General features: G+C 34.1%; 19 protein-coding genes. All 19 read right to left on the minus strand.

Annotated features, from left to right (window positions below):
• Positions 1-64 precede the first annotated feature (64 nt).
• The 19 genes from ACESR5_RS04820 to hisIE all read right to left on the minus strand — a co-directional run bounded on the left by ACESR5_RS04820 (position 65) and on the right by hisIE (position 17,913).
• On the minus strand, positions 65-1,306 hold the full coding sequence (locus tag ACESR5_RS04820; protein ID WP_373154497.1) for a glutamate-5-semialdehyde dehydrogenase: 1,242 nt from the start codon (positions 1,304-1,306) through the stop codon (positions 65-67).
• The gene (proB, locus tag ACESR5_RS04825; RefSeq protein ID WP_373154499.1) at positions 1,299-2,441 is read right to left on the minus strand and encodes a glutamate 5-kinase; all 1,143 of its coding nucleotides are present in this window, start codon (positions 2,439-2,441) and stop codon (positions 1,299-1,301) included. Before proB ends, ACESR5_RS04820 begins: the two co-directional genes overlap by 8 nt.
• On the minus strand, positions 2,419-3,249 hold the full coding sequence (locus ACESR5_RS04830) for a hypothetical protein (protein WP_373154501.1): 831 nt from the start codon (positions 3,247-3,249) through the stop codon (positions 2,419-2,421). The genes proB and ACESR5_RS04830 overlap by 23 nt, the downstream gene beginning before the upstream one ends.
• Positions 3,250-3,359: 110 nt before the next feature.
• Positions 3,360-5,138, minus strand: a complete 1,779-nt coding sequence (locus tag ACESR5_RS04835) for an ABC transporter ATP-binding protein (protein WP_373154502.1) — start codon at positions 5,136-5,138, stop codon at positions 3,360-3,362.
• A complete protein-coding gene (locus ACESR5_RS04840; RefSeq protein WP_087243264.1) occupies positions 5,131-6,867 on the minus strand; it encodes an ABC transporter ATP-binding protein in 1,737 nt (578 codons plus the stop codon). The genes ACESR5_RS04835 and ACESR5_RS04840 overlap by 8 nt, the downstream gene beginning before the upstream one ends.
• Positions 6,868-6,987: 120 nt before the next feature.
• Positions 6,988-7,590: a rubrerythrin gene (gene rbr / locus ACESR5_RS04845; protein WP_191492605.1), complete on the minus strand. Its 603-nt coding sequence runs from the start codon at positions 7,588-7,590 to the stop codon at positions 6,988-6,990.
• Positions 7,591-7,636: 46 nt separating this feature from the next.
• Positions 7,637-8,371, minus strand: coding sequence for an ABC transporter permease (locus ACESR5_RS04850; protein ID WP_373154504.1), 735 nt, complete (start codon positions 8,369-8,371; stop codon positions 7,637-7,639).
• Positions 8,368-9,246: a hypothetical protein gene (locus ACESR5_RS04855; RefSeq protein ID WP_191492603.1), complete on the minus strand. Its 879-nt coding sequence runs from the start codon at positions 9,244-9,246 to the stop codon at positions 8,368-8,370. The genes ACESR5_RS04850 and ACESR5_RS04855 overlap by 4 nt, the downstream gene beginning before the upstream one ends.
• Before the next feature lie 15 nt (positions 9,247-9,261).
• Entirely contained in the window at positions 9,262-11,010 is a 1,749-nt protein-coding gene (locus tag ACESR5_RS04860) for an NADH-dependent [FeFe] hydrogenase, group A6 (RefSeq protein WP_373154507.1), read from the minus strand.
• A gap of 8 nt (positions 11,011-11,018) precedes the next feature.
• Complete coding sequence (locus tag ACESR5_RS04865) at positions 11,019-12,818, minus strand: NADH-ubiquinone oxidoreductase-F iron-sulfur binding region domain-containing protein (RefSeq protein WP_373154509.1); 1,800 nt, start codon at positions 12,816-12,818, stop codon at positions 11,019-11,021.
• Between the two features lie 11 nt (positions 12,819-12,829).
• Positions 12,830-13,198, minus strand: coding sequence for a ferredoxin (locus ACESR5_RS04870; RefSeq protein WP_087243270.1), 369 nt, complete (start codon positions 13,196-13,198; stop codon positions 12,830-12,832).
• Positions 13,195-13,728, minus strand: a complete 534-nt coding sequence (locus ACESR5_RS04875) for an ATP-binding protein (RefSeq protein WP_087243271.1) — start codon at positions 13,726-13,728, stop codon at positions 13,195-13,197. Before ACESR5_RS04875 ends, ACESR5_RS04870 begins: the two co-directional genes overlap by 4 nt.
• Complete coding sequence (locus tag ACESR5_RS04880) at positions 13,710-14,432, minus strand: PHP domain-containing protein (protein WP_191340764.1); 723 nt, start codon at positions 14,430-14,432, stop codon at positions 13,710-13,712. Before ACESR5_RS04880 ends, ACESR5_RS04875 begins: the two co-directional genes overlap by 19 nt.
• Before the next feature lies 1 nt (position 14,433).
• Positions 14,434-14,760: a hypothetical protein gene (locus tag ACESR5_RS04885; protein ID WP_087243273.1), complete on the minus strand. Its 327-nt coding sequence runs from the start codon at positions 14,758-14,760 to the stop codon at positions 14,434-14,436.
• Complete coding sequence (locus ACESR5_RS04890) at positions 14,760-15,926, minus strand: [Fe-Fe] hydrogenase large subunit C-terminal domain-containing protein (protein ID WP_087304044.1); 1,167 nt, start codon at positions 15,924-15,926, stop codon at positions 14,760-14,762. The genes ACESR5_RS04885 and ACESR5_RS04890 overlap by 1 nt, the downstream gene beginning before the upstream one ends.
• Positions 15,923-16,330 carry an ATP-binding protein gene (locus tag ACESR5_RS04895; protein ID WP_373154512.1) on the minus strand — a complete coding sequence of 136 codons (408 nt, stop codon included), beginning with the start codon at positions 16,328-16,330 and terminating at the stop codon, positions 15,923-15,925. Before ACESR5_RS04895 ends, ACESR5_RS04890 begins: the two co-directional genes overlap by 4 nt.
• Positions 16,330-16,680: a hypothetical protein gene (locus ACESR5_RS04900; RefSeq protein ID WP_087304046.1), complete on the minus strand. Its 351-nt coding sequence runs from the start codon at positions 16,678-16,680 to the stop codon at positions 16,330-16,332. The genes ACESR5_RS04895 and ACESR5_RS04900 overlap by 1 nt, the downstream gene beginning before the upstream one ends.
• Positions 16,674-17,165: an NAD(P)H-dependent oxidoreductase subunit E gene (locus ACESR5_RS04905; RefSeq protein ID WP_087243277.1), complete on the minus strand. Its 492-nt coding sequence runs from the start codon at positions 17,163-17,165 to the stop codon at positions 16,674-16,676. The genes ACESR5_RS04900 and ACESR5_RS04905 overlap by 7 nt, the downstream gene beginning before the upstream one ends.
• Before the next feature lie 103 nt (positions 17,166-17,268).
• The gene (gene hisIE / locus ACESR5_RS04910; RefSeq protein WP_087243278.1) at positions 17,269-17,913 is read right to left on the minus strand and encodes a bifunctional phosphoribosyl-AMP cyclohydrolase/phosphoribosyl-ATP diphosphatase HisIE; all 645 of its coding nucleotides are present in this window, start codon (positions 17,911-17,913) and stop codon (positions 17,269-17,271) included.

Below are 17,913 nucleotides of genomic sequence, written 5' to 3' on the forward strand. Positions count from 1 at the left end.
CTCATCATTATACTTAGTATACTAAGTATTGTCAATAAAAAAGCGAATCATCATGATTCACTCTTTATTCTCTCACTTGTCCCTGACCATAGATTTTATATTGATATGATGTCATTTCTAACAAACCTAATGGTCCTCTGGCATGTAGTTTTTGCGTGCTGATACCAAGTTCCGCACCAAAACCAAATTGTCCTCCATCACTAAAACGTGTCGAAGCATTATGATAAACACATGCTGAATCTATACTATTTAAAAACATATGGGCAGTATCCTGATTTTCAGTAATAATAGCTTCAGAATGTTTAGTAGAATACTGATAAATGTGTTCAATAGCCTCTTGTAAACTATCCACAATTTTAACAGCCACAATATAATCGTCATATTCTGTCGCATAGTCTGTTAATGTAGCTAACTGACATGGAATAATCTTTTGAACTTTACTATCTCCACGTATGTCAACACGTTCATGAAAAGCCTCATACAATAATGGCAAATACGTACCCGCTATATCCTGATGCACGAGAATGGTTTCAATGGCATTGCAGACAGATGGTCTTTGAATCTTTGCATTGACAGTGATATCTATGGCCTTTTTCAGATCTGCTTCTTTATCAATATACAAATGACAATTTCCAGCGCCTGTTTCAATAACAGGAACAGTTGCATTTTGCACAACATGTTGAATTAAGCCAGCTCCTCCTCGTGGCACGACAACATCCACATAACCATAAGCATGAATCAATTCATCAACCATTTCTCTTCCACCATAGTCAATCAATTGCACACAATCAACAGGTAATGTCTCTTTGATGGCTTCTCGCATAAGCTTTGTTAAAATGCGATTAGAATGAATAGCCTCTTTACCACCTTTTAGTACACAGACATTTCCTGATTTGATACATAGACAGGCAATATCAACTGTTACATTTGGTCGAGATTCATAAATGATTCCAAAAATCCCAATAGGAACACGCACTTGTTTAATAAGCAATCCATTAGGTCTTTTGATCTCTCTGATTATATCACCAACTGGATCATCTAAACTTACTAATTTCAAAACATCATCTGCCATTGCAACAATTCTATCTTCATTCAGCAACAAACGATCAACCATCGCATCTGACATTCCTGATGCTTTTGCATGTTCTATATCTTTTTGATTTTCATTGATAATCTCTAAGACATGGTCTTTTAAAGCTTGAGCAATCTTTATTAAAGCCTGATTTTTAGATTGCGTATTCATTGTCATCATGTGACGACTAGCCTGTTTTGCCTGTGTCAATTGCTTGAAAAGTTGTTCATTCATGAGATTCACCTCCTAATATAACCATATTATCAGCATGAATCACTTCATCATAATCATAACTTTCTAATATATTTTTAATATCCTGACTATGATGTCCTTTGATTAATGCGATTTCAAAACTTGTATACTGTACAATCCCTTTTGCAATTCTTTGTCCTTGCTGATTCATAACATCCACAACCTGTTCCGCTAAAAACTGTCCATGAACATCACTAATGCCTGAAGGCAATAAACTTTTATGATGCCTTAAAGCTTGACACGCCCCATCATCAACAATAATTTCACCTTTAGATTGTGTTCGATAAGTTAACCAATGAGCTTTCGCATTAAGATGTTTCCCCGTTTTCCCATTAAACCATGTGCCTTCCTCACACTCATCAAAAATATGCAACAAACTCTCTTTCTTTTGACCATTTACAATCACCATATGCTTACCATAATCATTCACAATTTTCGCTGCTTTAATTTTTGTAGCCATACCACCTGTCCCTAATTTTGAAGTTGAACCGGAAGCCATGTTTTCAATCTTTTCATCAATCTGTTCAACATATTTTAAAAGCTGAGCCTGTGGATTATGATGAGGATTATCCGTATATAAACCATCTATATCACTAACCAAAATCAATAAATCTGCATCTATCACAGGTACTAACAATGCAGATAAAGTATCATTATCTCCTACTTTAATTTCATCTACTGCCAAAGCATCATTTTCATTCACAATCGGTATAACCCCATAATCAATTAAAGCATTCATTGTATGTGAAAGATTTAAAAGACGTTGACGATGATCAAAATCATCATGGTTCACTAAAACCTGTGCACATTTTAAGTGAAACAGTTGAAATATTTCTTCATAAATCTGCATCAGCTGTGCCTGTCCAATAGCCGCTAAAGCCTGTTTTTGTGGTAACGTTTCAGGTTTTTTCTCTAATTTCATAGCCCCCATTCCAGCACTGATGGCACCTGAAGAAACGACCACAACTGTCATTCCCTGTTCAATTAATTGCGCTATTTGCATCACTAAATACAAAATCTTTTGTTGATCTATATAACCATTGGCATGACACAATGATGATGAACCAATCTTAATAATGACTTTTTTGATATTTTTAATCTCTCTCATGATACTCATTCCTCATTTCCTTATAAAATAAGTATTTTGCGATTTCAAATCTTCCTTTAAAAACTTCAATATATAAAAATAAAGATGTCACAATACAAAACAACATCAAAATATCATTTAAATGTCCAATCCATAAAACAATACAACCAGTTATAACCCAATAACAGGCATGACGTAAAATATATAATATATACAGATGAGCAAATTGAAAAATTCTTGTTTTCATCAATTGAATTGAATAGCTCATACATTCGCTCCATGAAAGTTCTTCTAATTCCATCATATAAGGAACAGGCATAAATAATGCTGTTAAAAAAAGATAAACGGCAATACAGATCAGAATATTACCAACTAGAAATATATTTTGTAAAATCAATGCTATATATTCAAATTGAGGTACAAAATATTCTGTTTGTATTAATGTATTCCCCAATGACGAAAACCATTCAATAGAAAATTCTGGTATCAATTCATGAATTGCCAAAAAAGATGGTAAAAAGCATATAAACGTACACAAAACAATAATAGCTTTACGCATTAAATATGCAGGAGCTACTTTGGGAAAACAGAAAATACCATTCAATGAATCATGATAATCAAGAACCGGCTTTTCTTCATCAACCAGTTTCATTGCACATTTCACATAACCATGACTTATTGGACATAAAAACAGTGATACAAAAAAAGAGAAAATACCACTTCTTAAATATTGTGCTAAAATTCCAACATATCCAACATAGAAAAATTCAGGAATAATCTGTTTTTTATATTTTTGATATAACTGATTAGATTGTTGTTTAATGACATGAATATCCATAAATCTATCTCCTTGTTGAAAACATTATACACAACTTCCTATCATTTGTAAAAGAAGTTCATGAAAAATTATTTTTCTTCACAAAAAAAAGGCAGTTGAATACAACTACCTTACTCTTCTACAAATTGTGCATTATATAATTGACTATAAAACCCATTTTGAGCCAATAATTCTTCATGTTTTCCCTGTTCTACAAGGTAACCATCTTTAATGACTAAAATCAAATCAGCATTTTTAATTGTGGATAAACGATGCGCAATCACAAAGCTTGTACGACCTTTCATCACATTTTGCATAGCATCCTGTAATCTCTTTTCCAGTCGTGTATCAACCGATGATGTTGCTTCATCTAAAATCATAATTTGTGGATCTTTTAACATCGCTCTGGCAATCGTCAGTAATTGCTTTTCTCCTTGAGAAATATTATTGGCTTCTTCATTTACAATCATATCATAACCATCTGGCAATGTTCTGATAAAGTGATCCACATTAGCCTGTCTAGCTGCCTCAATCACTTCATCTTTTCTGGCATCTAAACGTCCATAATGTATATTTTCATAAATAGTCCCATGAAATAGCCATGTATCCTGCAAAACCATCCCAAACATAGAACGTAACTGTTCTCTTGGAATCTGTCGAATATCAACACCATCAATGCGAATGCTACCAGAAGTTACATCATAAAAACGTAACAACAAACTAATCAAAGTCGTTTTTCCTGAACCCGTTGGTCCAACGATAGCTACCATCTGTCCACTTTGAATATCAATATTCAAATCGTGTAAAACTTCTTTGTCATGATATCCAAAACAAAGATGATCAAATTGAACATGCCCTTTTGCATGAGTTAAGGTTTGTGGATTTTCAACTGGTTTTTCTTCATTTTCATTTAAAATTTCAGATATTCTATGTAAAGCCGCAAAAGCCGATTGAATTTGTGAAGATAAATTGCTGACTTGAGATATAGGATCATTAACCTGCCATATATAGCGGACAAAAGCCTGCAATTCTCCTACAAGTATACTGCCATTTAAAACAAATAAGCTCCCAACAAAACCAATTGTTCCAATAACCATATATGTCACAAGAGAAATACATGGCGAAATAATTGATGACATAAATTGGGCCTGAAATGCATTACGATAAAGTGTCTGATTGATATCTTTAAATTTTTTAATAGCATCTTGTTGTTTATTAAATAAAAGAATTTCTCGATAACCACCATACATTTCGGTAATAGCACCATTTAAATTTCCTAAAGCATCCTGCTGGGCCTGGAATTTCTTTTGCGAACGTTTGACAATAATCTTGGTAATGATCAATGCCACAGGAATAATCAATAAGACAATGCAAGTCATGACAATATGTATACGCACCATCATGACAATAGCTAAAATCAGCATCAATACACCTCTTATGATTTCCGTGAGTGTCTGTTGTAAGGCATTCGAAAGTGTATCTACATCATTTGTAATACGACTTAAAACATCACCATATTTATGTTTGTCAAAATAACTAACAGGTAATTTTCTAATCTTTTCTTGCAGGGCATTTCGCAAATCATGCATAGTTCTTTGAATAGAATTTGTCAAGGCTGTAATTGTGATAGACTGAGATATTGTCTTTAATAAATAAATGCCAAACAACATCACCATAATATGAATCACACGATCAAATTCAACATGTGCTCCTGGCACATTATTCATCATAGCCATCGCATCTTCCATCAATAATGAAGTCATCATTCCTTCAATCATAGGTGCAACAGATAATGCAAAACATGTCACAACAATCATGAATATAGCGATAATAAATTCCCACTTATAGGGCGATAAAAACGGAGAAATCTGTTGGACTGATTTTTTAAATGTCTGCCATTTTTTACTCATAGTTCAATTCCTCCTCACTGAGTTGTGATAAAGCAATTTCATGATAAATAGGACATGTCTGTAAAAGTTCCTTATGTTTTCCATGCCCCACAATTTGCCCCTCATCCAATACAATAATCTGATCAGCATCTTTAATCGTTGAAATCCTTTGAGCAACAATGAAAACAATAGAATGTTGCGTTTCTTCTTTTAAAGCATGACGTAAAATGGCATCCGTTTTATAATCCAGAGCCGAAAAAGAATCATCAAAAATATAAATCTCAGGTTTTCTAATTAAAGCTCTCGCAATACTTAAACGTTGTCTTTGTCCTCCTGAAACATTCGTTGCACTTTCTGTAATCATTTCATCAAAACCATTTGGTTTTTCCATAATAAAATCATAGCTTTGAGAAACTTTAGCAGCATGTTCTAACTCTTCTAAAGTTGCATCAGCCTTTCCATAACGTAAGTTTTCAGCTATTGTTCCTGTAAACAACATAGCCTTTTGAGGAATAAAACCAATTTTATTTCTCAAATCATCAATACGATAATCCTGTATATCAATACCATCAATAAGTATCTCTCCACTACTGATATCATAGAAACGTGGAATCAGATTAATCAGTGTACTTTTACCAGATCCTGTACTTCCAATAAAAGCAATCGTTTCTCCTTCATGGGCTTCAAAAGAGATGTTTTTTAAAACAGCTTCCTCACCATCAGGATAAGCAAAAGTCACATTTCGAAAAGATAAATGATGTTGAGACGTTGAAGATTGTGGTGTTTGTAAAACATGATCTTTAATATCACTTTGCGTTGATAAAACACTCATAATACGTTTCGCTGAAACAGCGGCACGTGGATACATCACAAACACATTACAAAACAACATCATTGAAAACATGGCATGGAAAAGATATTCCTGAAAAGCAATGAGTTTTCCAACCTGTAATGTTCCAGCATCAATCATATGACTGGCTACATAAAAAATAACAAGTGTAACCAAATTCATTAAAAAATAAAAGATGGGCTGTGTTAAAAGCATCAGTTTAAAAATCTTTCTTGTATAACTTGTAAATTCATCATTTGTCTGATTAAAACGAGCTTGTTCATAAGCATCATTATTAAAAGCTCTAATGACCTTTAAGCCTGATAAATTCTCTCTTGTAATACGATTTAAACGATCCAATGATAACTGCTGTTTTTGTGACATTGGTTCTGATATTTTGGCTACAACGATAACCCCTACAACAATCACTGGTAATGTTGCGGCAATAATCAAAGAGAGTTCCAATGATGTACGCATTGTCATAAAAACACTAATGATAACCATAACTGGTGTTAATAAAGCTGTTCTCAAGATGACATTGACAAACAGCTGAATTTGAAAAGCATCATTATTTGTACGTGTAATTAATGATGAAATCCCAAAATGATTAAATTCATGTGGTGAAAATGTTTGAATATGACTAAAAATATCATTTCGCATATCTCTTGTAATAGATGTTGAAATTTTCGCACAGCAATATCCTAAAACAATAGTTCCTGCCACCCCAATGATTGAAATCACAATCGCTAGAAACCACATAGAATAAAGATATTCCACATTTTGATTGGTAACCCCATTATCAATCATATTGGCAATGATTGTTGGTAAACCTAATTCAACCAAAGCAAAGCCAAAGACAGATATAATATTTAAAATCAATAACTTTTTATATCTTTTGAGATAATGTAATATAAGTTTCATATAGTTCCCCCTTCCTTTTTAAACAGTATTAATATTATTATATACTAAATAAAAATAAGAGTATAGCTCTAACATCATTCTATTAAAAAAAGAATATCAACAAGATATTCTTTCTCTTTATTACTGCTCTATTTCACAAGTGAATGGAGCATCTTTTAATCTGACAAAATAACCTTGATCATGTGAACAAACTGGACATAATTGAGGGGCACGTGTTCCTTCAAAAATAAATCCGCAATTCAGACACATCCAATAACAAGGCTGTTTGGATGCATAAAGTTGTCCATTTTCCAACAACGTCGCCATTTTTTCAAAACGATCACCATGTGTTTTTTCAATTTCAGCAATATTGAAAAAATCCTGTGCAATCTTATGAAAACCTTCTTCTTTTGCAATCGCTCCAAAATTCTGATAGACATCTTCATATTCTTCATATTCATTATGTCTGGCACTCTTTAATAATGATAAGACATCATCATAAGTATCAACAGGATATCCTCCATCAATCACAATCGTTTCACCTGTTAACTCTTTTAAATGGTTGTAGAAAATTTCAGCATGTTCCTTTTCCTGATTGGCTGTAAAATAGAAGACATCTGCCAACATATGATGACCTTTCTTGGCTGCCAATCCTCCCGCAAATGTATAACGATTTCTCGCTTGTGATTCACCTGCAAAAGCACGCATTAAATTATCTTTTGTCTGACTATTTTTAAAATCCATATTTTCACCTCATCAAGAGTATGGACATTATTTTCATAAACATTCGCTATTTTTTATTTTTATTTTGAATCCACCCCATAATAAGTGTTGAAAATTTTGTCAGCATCCAAACAATGATGACCATCCATAAAATCCATGCAAAAATACCAATCATATCAATTTGAACCCTAGCCAGATATAATTGCTTGCCTATCCCATGTTGGGCTGAAACAAAAACCTCTGCCATGACACCGACTTTAAAACTTAATGGTAAACATGTCTCAACAGCTGATAAAATATAACCTTTAATCAATGGTAAATAGGCATAACGAAGATTATAGTACAAAGGATGATGATACAAGGTGATGATATCCTGTAAATCACTATCAATATGCATCATTCCATGCATAGTATTGAAATAAAAGATTGGCATTAACATAAAAAAGATAATCAATAATAAAGATAAATCACTATCAACCCATACCAGTAATATAAGCATATAGCCAATTTGTGGAATAGTCTGAAGTAAAGTCATTATCGGCTGTAAATACTGACGAAAGGATGAATAAAGACCACTGAATATGCCTAAAGTGATTCCTATCCCCATAGCCACAACAAAACTGATGAGAATACGAATCATTGTATAGAAGATAGCGATATAAAATGACTTGTTAAACAAATAACTGCCCATACGCATCAAAACATCACCAGGAAATGGCAAGATGACTTCCTTTTGAATCATCCAGGAAGCCATCTGCCATAAAATAAGGAGAATAAAAACTGTCGTTAATTTTCTTTTCATGATACTAACATATCAGAGCTATAAGTGATGTTGAAGAGTTCAAGGAACTGTTTGATTTCATCTTCACATTGATGTGCTTCAACATAATGGACATTTTGACGTTCAATAGAGGCCACTGTTATATCAACACTAGGCAAACCTAACTGATCAATACCAATACTTTCCAGTTTTTCTTTTAAATCAGGATAATTGTTTTCTGTAAAGTCTTGAATAGCCTGGAATAATTCATCATTTTGATATCCTTCTTTGACAAACATGGCTGCTTGAGGATATCCTTGTGTTCCATACTCTTTTTGTAAATCAACAAGAACAGATAAATTCATTCCTGATTGCTTCGCTTTCGCAATAGTCGCACTGGCAAGAGGTTCAGCCAGCATTCCTACTTCCACCTGTCCTGATAATAATTTTTGTTGAACAAGTGTTGCTGATGAATAATAATGTGGTTCAAGCTGTGTTTGAATATCAACTGTTTCTACAATCTTTTGAGGCACTGCTCCTTCTCCAAACAAAGCTAACTCTCCTGTTTTTTCGAGGGCATCTTGTGATGTTCCTACATAATAAAGATTTCCCCATGTCAATACACTCTGTAAACGATAATCTGTTTGTCCTTTAGCAATCAACTGTGTCCCTAAATTAATAGGCGCTATAATGATGTCATATTCACTATCAGCTTTTGTCAATTCAGCAATAAGCTGATCAGTTCCATCAACCAACTGAATGTTCCCATCTTTTGTAATGTTTTCATATTCACCTACCAGTGCAAGTGAAGGCGCTCCAGTTGGACATAAAATATGAACAGCACTCCTTTCCTGATGACATCCCACCATCAATAAACTTGTCATCATACATAAACATATATTCATTAACTTCTTCATAAAAGCCTCCATTAATTATTTAAATCTTGCTTTTTTAGTATAGTGAGTATGAAGCAAGTGATGAGCCTTTTCGCTATTTGGTTCACCCAAATAGTTTTTATATAAATTCTGTATTTGTGAATTCTTATGTGATTTACGTACAGGTAATGAAATATCTTCATCATATAAAGCTTTGGCTCTGGCCTGTTTGAAATTAAATCCACTATTTCTAATCGTTGCATTGACATATGGTTGTCCACCACCATTAATGCAGCCACCTGGACATCCCATAATTTCAATAAAGTGATATGGAGAAACACCATTTCTCATATCATCTAATAGTGGTTTAGCAAGTGCCATACTTTGCGCAACAGCAACTTTTAGCGTCTGTTCACCAATTTTAATCGTTGATTCTTTTACTCCTTCTACCCCTCTAACAGCATGATAATCAATCATGGAAAGGTCTTCATGAGCTAAGATATCAGCTACTGTTCTTAAAGCAGCTTCCATAACACCGCCACTGGCCCCAAAAATAACGCCTGCACCACTATATTCACCAAAAAGATCCTGATCAAAATCATCATCTTTTAAATCTCTAAAATTAATACCAAACATCTTGATAAGTTTCGCAAGTTCTCTTGTTGTTAAAACGGCATCGACATCCTGATATGGAGATGTTTTATTCTCAGCTCGCTGTTTTTCACCCTTTTTAGCAACACAAGGCATAATAGAAACAACATAAATATCACGAGGGTCAATTCCCTTTGCCTCAGCATAAACAGATTTTACCATTGCTCCTAGCATCATGTGTGGTGATTTACAAGTAGAAAGATGATCAAGTAAATCTGGATACTCATGTTCAACATAGTTGACCCATCCTGGACTACAAGATGTAATCATTGGTAAAGTGCCCTGATTTTGTAGTCGATTTAAAAATTCATATCCTTCTTCCATGATTGTTAAATCTGCACCAAAATTCGTATCATAAACTTTATCAAAACCAACTAATTTTAAGGCATGTACCATTTTTCCAGTCACTCTTGTACCAATTGGCATTCCAAATTCTTCACCTAAAGCTCCACGCACTGCTGGTGCGGTTTGTACAACAACATGCTTTTGTGGATCATTTAAGGCTTCAATAACATAATGAATTTCTTCTTTTTCATGCAAAGCACCAACAGGGCAGACATTAATACATTGTCCACATTGCATACAGTTGACATCATCAAAGCTTTTATCATAAATAGGCGCAACTTTAGTTTTAAAACCACGATTCATATAACCTAAAACACCTAATCCCTGAACTTTCAGGCATGTTTCAACACAACGTCCACACAAAACACATTTAGATGTATTTCTCACAATACCTGGTGATACGGTATCAAATGTTGGTTCACTCTTTTCACCAGCAAATGCATCTTCTCTGACACCAAGTTCCTGACACAAACGCTGTAATTCGCAATTGGTATTACGAATACATGATAAGCAGTCTTTAGAATGATTAGATACAATCAGTTCTACAACTCTACGTCTGGCATCCAAGGCACGTTGCGAATTGGTTTTAATGACCATACCATCACGCACAGGATAAACACAGGCCGCACATAATGTCTTGGCCCCCTCTACCTCTACTTGACAGACACGACAGGCTCCTGTTCCAGTGACATCTTTTAAATAGCACAAAGTAGGAATATGAATGCCATTATTTTTGGCAGCTTCAAGAACTGTCTGTCCTTCATAAGCTTCAACTTCTCTATTATTAATTGTTATTTTTATTTTTGACATATCTACACCTACTTTCTTTCTATGACTTTAAAGTGACATGCTTTCATACATAGACCACAGCGAATACATTTTTCTGGATCAATTTCAAAGACTTCTTTTCCAATCTTTCCACTAATAGCCCCCACAGGACATTGTCTTGCGCAAAGACCACATTTACGACATTCATCTTTATTAATTTCATAACGAAGCAATTTCTTACATACTCCAGCAGGACAGCGTTTATCCACAATATGAGCGATATATTCATCTCTAAATTGTGTAATGGTTGAAAGAACTGGATTAGGAGCTGATTGTCCAAGTCCACAAAGAGCTGTATCTTTAATAGTCATTGCTAATGTTTCAAGCTCATCCAATGTTTCCATTGTTCCCTGACCATCACAGATCTGTTCAAGCAATTCTAACATACGCTTTGTTCCCACACGACACGGTGTACATTTTCCACATGACTCATCAACGATAAAGTCCATATAGAATCTCGCTACATCCACCATACAGTTATCTTCATCTAAAACAATCATTCCACCAGAACCCATCATAGATCCTAATTTAACAAGTTCATCAAAACCAATAGGTGTATCCAATTGGTCCTCAGTCAAACAACCTCCAGATGGTCCACCTGTCTGAACAGCTTTAAAACGCTTATGATTTAGACATCCTCCACCAATTTCATAAATCACTTCACGAAGCGTCGTTCCCATTGGGACTTCAACCAATCCTGTATTGCTAATTTTTCCACCCAAGGCAAAAACTTTTGTACCTGGTGATGATTCTGTTCCTATAGAGCGGAACCAGTCAGCACCATTTAAAATGATTTGCGCAATATTAGCAAAGGTTTCAACATTATTGATAATCGTTGGTTTTCCCCAAACCCCTTTATGAGCTGGAAATGGTGGTTTAGAAATAGGCATTCCTCTTTCACCCTGAATAGATTGAATCAAAGCTGTTTCTTCTCCACAGACAAATGCCCCTGCTCCTAAACGAATTTCCAAATCAAAATCAAAACCAGAATCAAAAATATTATTTCCTAATAATCCTAATTCTTTAGCTTGAGCAATCGCTGTTTTTAAACGTTCTACTGCAATAGGATATTCGGCACGAATATAAATATATCCATAATGCGCTCCTATCGCATAGCCTGCAATAATCATGGCTTCAATCACACTGTGAGGATTTCCTTCCAAAATAGAACGATCCATAAAAGCACCAGGATCTCCTTCATCGGCATTACAAATGACATATTTTTCTTCACCAGGTTCATCAAGCGCAAACTGCCATTTTAAGCCCGTTGGAAAACCTCCTCCACCACGTCCTCTTAGACCACTCTTTTTAATCACATCGACAACTTCCTGAGGTGTCATTTGTGATAAAACCTGTCCTAATGCAAAGTAACCATCCTGTCCAATATATTCTTCAATATTTTCAGGATCAATGACACCACAGTTATGCAAAGCAACACGCTTTTGTTTGGCATAAAAACGTGTATGATTAATATCATAAATTTCTTTTGTTTCCTGATCAGCCTCATTCAACATAAGGCGCTGAACAGGTCTTCCTTTATAAAGATGTTCCATAACGATTTCTTTCACATCTTCTTTTTTGACACCTTTATAAATAATATTATCTGGATAAATGGAAATATTAGGTCCTGCTCCACATAAACCTAAACATCCTGTTCTTAAGACTTCTATTTCTCGATCAAGTCCCATTGATTTGATTTCTTTTTCAAATTCTTCAATTAATTCGCCTGAATTTCCAATTGTACAACCGGTTCCAGCACAAACTAAAACTTGTGTTCTCTTATATGGCATTTTCTACCCTCCTATTTTGAATATTGTCCGACTGTATATTCTTCAATCACTTCTCCATGTATCAAATGACGTAAAACAATGTCCTTTGCTTTCTTAGCATCAATCAATACATAAGTTGTCTTATGATTATCTTTATCAAAGACTTCTACAATGGGTTCTAAAGCACACATGCCAATACAGCCAGTCTGCATAACCGTTACAGGTAAATGGGCTTTTGCGACTTCTTCAACAAGTGTATTTAAAACAGGTCGTGCTCCGGCCGCAATACCACAAGTGGCCATACCAACGACAACACGATAATCCTGATCACCACTGCCGCGCATAGCCATTTTCTCTTTAGCCTCATATCTAATCTTCTTTAATTCATCTAATGACTTCATTTCCACATACCCTCCTTTATATAATCTTTTAACCAAAGTATAATCTCAGGTTGATTAATAGGAACATCCTCAAGCAATTCTTTAATTTCCTGTGTATCTAAAACAAATTCCCTATCATCTTCCTGGTAACGAAAACAATAATCTATATGTTCATCATATTGAAGCAAGGAAACAACTGTTTCCACTAAATCTCCCATTGGTGGTGTATCAATATGATTTTTGACATACTCACCAATAATCGTTGTTCCTTTGTTTTCTTTTGAATCAATAAAGAAATATCCACCGGTCATTTCCACACTTTCTTTAAACATCGGAATTCCTAAACCAATAGAACGTGTTGTTCGTGTTGTATAAAAAGGATCAATCACTTTTTGTAATGTGTCATGATTCATACCACAACCATCATCACGAACTTCAATATGAATTTTATTTTCTTTTTGACTATTCACAATCCATATGTGTATCAAATGAGCACCAGCACGTATAGAATTTTGAACAATATCTAAAATGGTCATAGCGATTTCTTGCATATTCTTTGACTCCATAATCTCTTTAATTTATCTTCATCAATGGTATATATAGGTTCTTGAATATCTTCCAATTGATGAGCATCACTATTGATAAAAACATATTCATCTTTGACATTTGGACACAGTTTTTTTAAATCATGATATTCTTTTAAGCATGTCACTTCGATACCATCATAGTCTAAGTCTTCTGGTATCCCATGATAAACTTCATAAATGCCATATTTTTGAGCCAGTACATGCGCTAAAATAATAATCCCTTGAAAACGATGAATAGCTTCTACAATTTCATAAATATTTAAACGTAAAGAATTCAATAATAAATATTGTTCTTCATCTTCAATCTCATCATTGACATCAAATATATATTGATGGCCATAATATTGGCGATCGTTTTCTTGTTTGATAAGATGCTGTTCTATCCACTGTTGAATAGGTTTTAAATCTGTGCCTCTTTGAAAATACGCTAACATATGAATGTTTTCAATGCTTTGTAATTCTACACCATGTATAAAGTTGATCTTTCCTTCTAATATGGGACTTTGAATCACTTTTTCTAAATAATATTGTTGTTTTAAAGAATTATGATCAGTAATCGCAATAAGATCTAACCCTTTGATATAAGCCATATTGAAAATATTATGAATTGTCATTGTGTCATCACTGCAAGGTGACAAGGCAGAATGAATGTGTAAATCATAATACATACTATAAACCTAAAGCTATCAGCTCTTTAGCAAGATGAAAAGCATCCTGTTGACTGACAAATAATGGAATTTGTAGATCCGTTGCTTTTTGAATCGTTTGCCTGTCAGGATAGTTATTTTGAACAAAGACAATTCCTGCAAAATCATGCAATTCAGCAATCGCAATCACATTCAAATGCTTTTGTACAGTTAACCATAACATACCTTCTTGACCACTTGCCATGACAACACTCAATAAATCACCAATATAAACATCCTGAATATCCTGATTGAAAGAAACATCATTAATAGATTGTAAAGGTAATTGTAATATCTCTTTGACTTTCATCATTTCACCTTCTTTTTAACACGACACAATGAATCATCCACTTCTCCACTGGCAATGCGCATAGCCAGACTACGACAATTGGCAAAGCCACAGCTGCCACAGTCGTATTGTGGCAAAGTTTCTAAAATGGCATTGACTTTATGAAACCAGGCCATACGTTCTTTAAAAGTTTGTTTTTGTTCATTGACACGACGCTTTTTAAAATATTCATTATGTTTTAATGCAACAGCAGGTGCATCACATTGAGATACCATACTTTCAATACGAAAACGTCCTTCAAATGGGTTATTCCATAAATAATAGCCACCAATACACCCCTGATAACAATGATACAGGGCAATCAGCTGAATATGTTTTAACTGATCAAATTCAATCAAATCTAAAACCATACGAATCTGAGATAATCCTTCAACACTCATCACAGATAAACGATGATCACCAAATAAATCACTGACATTACTTTTGATACCATCTGCGTTTATAGTCATCTCTTCCTTGCCTTTCCCTTTTCGTTTATTAAAATGAGGAAACATTCTAGAAATACTCAAAGCATAATCAATCTGTGAATCCATTTTCCCAAGCGGTTCTTTCGCAAGTGTTAATTTACCTACACATTCACAGAGTGAAAAGATTCCTATATCTTTTCCCTTGTATTTTTCTCTTAAACGTTTAGCCGCAATTTCGACTGGATAATCATAAGGCAAGAGATGATCAATCAATGTTGGATATTCCTGCTTAATTAATCTGTTAATGGTTGGACAAAATGATGTCAGCATCACCTGAGATGAGTTTAAACTATCCTGTAATGCCTGTTGATAAAGTTGTCCTTCAATATCACTATATTGAACAACTTCATCAAAATGAAATTCTTTTATCGCATAAACAAAATCTTTAAGTTCATCGAATTTTTGAAAATCTGAAAGTATTGATGTTGGTATTAACGCAATATTATACTCATGTTGTTGAAATGCTTTTTCCAGATTGACTTCTCTTATTCTTAACTGTTTATGTTGACATGATTGAACACAGACATGGCAATGAATGCAGTGTGTATCATCAATTACAACTTTTCCATTGATAATAGATATAGCTTCTGTAGGACACGATTTGACACATTTAATACAACTTGTGCAGTGATCACCTAAAAAATGGATAACAGGTTTCATTGAAATGTCATGCGAATATGTGTTCCCTCTTTTGAAGATGTCATCTCAAAAGAAGAAGCTACACTTTTCATATTATATAATCCCATACCTGCACCAAATCCCAGTGATCGTGCTTTTGCAGAAGCAGTTGAATAACCTGGCTTTTGAGCCAATTCAAGATTTTCAATTCCTGGTCCTATATCATCAAATAAGAGCTGAATCAATCCCTCATCATCAATTTCAAAAGTAACTGTACCACCATCAGAATGGATGACAATATTCATTTCTGCTTCATAACAGGCAATTGCGACAGCTTTAAGAACAATGCGATCAATACCAATAGATTTGAGAGTTCTTTTAATATCTGTAGAAACTTTTCCAGCATCTTCATAATTATCTTTTTCTACCTGATAAACTTTTTTCATTATCTCATTCCTTGTCTATAAAGTTGTCCACATACCTCAAACATTGTCTGATTCGTTTGAAAGATATTGATATGCAAATCTTTTGCTGTTTCGATAATATGACAATCAATCGGTTTTCCTCTTACAAAAAGAACAGTATCTAAATCAAGTACTTCGGCAGTTCTTAATGACTGAACATTAGAAAGACCCGTTAAAAACAAAACATCCTCAGTTTCATTTTTCAATAATGCTAAAGCATCAGACATTAAATCTGTCGCAAAACCCTTGTCATAATTTTTTTCATAAATATTTTCATCAGCAATATAAATGACCCTGGCATCCAGCATATCAATAATGTCTTTCATCAACATAGTTCTTCTTCCTTTAAGTAATCAAGAATCAGCATTTTCAAATCTTCCAGTTGTTTTTGACATCCAAATACAGTGCCATCAACACTGACAACAGGAGCTAAACCACAGGCTCCAACACAACGTGTGGCATCAATGGAAAATAATCCATCTTCACTTGTCGAATTGACTTCACATTCTGTCATTTCACAGAGTAAATCCAAAATCGTTTGAGCACCATTGACATAACAGGCTGTTCCCAAACATACAGAAATGATATGTTTACCTTTTGGTTCTGTTGTAAACTGTGAATAAAATGTCACAACACCATAAACTTTAGAAACGGGAACATTTAATGCTTCAGCTATTTTTTCCATTGCTTCAAAAGGAATATATCCAAGTTCATCCTGAATATCATGAAGCATTAATTTCATGGGACCACGCTCATCTTTATGCTTATCAACAATAGCGTCAATTTTATCTAAATACTCTTGTTTTAAACCACCCATACACATACTCCTTTCTTCTTCATATGTTCATTATAACATAGTTTGAAAGCGCTTAAAATTAAATTTATTTGTTTATCAAAACAAAAAAAGATTATCAGAATCACTAATAATCTCCTCTTTGATGAAATTCTTTTTTATTACCACTGATTTGATGTCTTTCCCTCAATTTCTCTTCTATATCCTCAACCTGAATACCTTGTTGATACATCAAAACCAATACATGATAAAACAAATCACTGATTTCACCAATTAATTCTTCTTGATTGTTGTTTTTTGCTGCAATAATTGTTTCACTGGCTTCTTCGCCTACTTTTTTACAGATTTTATCAACACCCTGTTCCAATAAATAATTTGTATATGATTTTTCAACAGGATGTACCTGTCGATCAGCAATGACATCATAAACTTCATGAAAAATATTCTTTTCAAAAATGTAAGGTATGACTTCCTGAAAGAAACATGAATAGGCTCCAGTATGACAGGCTGCTCCAACCTGTTCAACCAGAATCAGTAAAGTATCCTCATCACAATCTAAATACATTCCCTGAATATATTGGAAATGTCCAGATGTTTCTCCTTTATGCCAAAGTTCCTGACGTGAACGTGAATAAAAATAAGTTTCTTTGGTTGTCAACATTCTTTCATAAGCCTCTTCATTGACATAAGCTAACATCAATACATCCTTTGTTTTGACATCTTGTACAATCGCTGGGATTAACCCATTTCCTTTTTCAAAATCTGGTTTCAT

Source organism: Clostridium sp. AUH-JLR23 (genome assembly GCF_964238065.1).
Lineage (GTDB): Bacteria > Bacillota_I > Bacilli_A > Erysipelotrichales > Coprobacillaceae > Allocoprobacillus > Allocoprobacillus merdigallinarum.

Coding starts and splice junctions, on each gene's coding strand:
- ACESR5_RS04820 (WP_373154497.1), bottom strand. CDS start 1,306: ATGAATGAACAACTTTTCAAGCAATTGACACAGGCAAAACAGGCTAGT.
- proB (WP_373154499.1), bottom strand. CDS start 2,441: ATGAGTATCATGAGAGAGATTAAAAATATCAAAAAAGTCATTATTAAG.
- ACESR5_RS04830 (WP_373154501.1), bottom strand. CDS start 3,249: ATGGATATTCATGTCATTAAACAACAATCTAATCAGTTATATCAAAAA.
- ACESR5_RS04835 (WP_373154502.1), bottom strand. CDS start 5,138: ATGAGTAAAAAATGGCAGACATTTAAAAAATCAGTCCAACAGATTTCT.
- ACESR5_RS04840 (WP_087243264.1), bottom strand. CDS start 6,867: ATGAAACTTATATTACATTATCTCAAAAGATATAAAAAGTTATTGATT.
- rbr (WP_191492605.1), bottom strand. CDS start 7,590: ATGGATTTTAAAAATAGTCAGACAAAAGATAATTTAATGCGTGCTTTT.
- ACESR5_RS04850 (WP_373154504.1), bottom strand. CDS start 8,371: ATGAAAAGAAAATTAACGACAGTTTTTATTCTCCTTATTTTATGGCAG.
- ACESR5_RS04855 (WP_191492603.1), bottom strand. CDS start 9,246: ATGAAGAAGTTAATGAATATATGTTTATGTATGATGACAAGTTTATTG.
- ACESR5_RS04860 (WP_373154507.1), bottom strand. CDS start 11,010: ATGTCAAAAATAAAAATAACAATTAATAATAGAGAAGTTGAAGCTTAT.
- ACESR5_RS04865 (WP_373154509.1), bottom strand. CDS start 12,818: ATGCCATATAAGAGAACACAAGTTTTAGTTTGTGCTGGAACCGGTTGT.
- ACESR5_RS04870 (WP_087243270.1), bottom strand. CDS start 13,198: ATGAAGTCATTAGATGAATTAAAGAAGATTAGATATGAGGCTAAAGAG.
- ACESR5_RS04875 (WP_087243271.1), bottom strand. CDS start 13,728: ATGCAAGAAATCGCTATGACCATTTTAGATATTGTTCAAAATTCTATA.
- ACESR5_RS04880 (WP_191340764.1), bottom strand. CDS start 14,432: ATGTATTATGATTTACACATTCATTCTGCCTTGTCACCTTGCAGTGAT.
- ACESR5_RS04885 (WP_087243273.1), bottom strand. CDS start 14,760: ATGAAAGTCAAAGAGATATTACAATTACCTTTACAATCTATTAATGAT.
- ACESR5_RS04890 (WP_087304044.1), bottom strand. CDS start 15,926: ATGAAACCTGTTATCCATTTTTTAGGTGATCACTGCACAAGTTGTATT.
- ACESR5_RS04895 (WP_373154512.1), bottom strand. CDS start 16,330: ATGAAAAAAGTTTATCAGGTAGAAAAAGATAATTATGAAGATGCTGGA.
- ACESR5_RS04900 (WP_087304046.1), bottom strand. CDS start 16,680: ATGTTGATGAAAGACATTATTGATATGCTGGATGCCAGGGTCATTTAT.
- ACESR5_RS04905 (WP_087243277.1), bottom strand. CDS start 17,165: ATGGGTGGTTTAAAACAAGAGTATTTAGATAAAATTGACGCTATTGTT.
- hisIE (WP_087243278.1), bottom strand. CDS start 17,913: ATGAAACCAGATTTTGAAAAAGGAAATGGGTTAATCCCAGCGATTGTA.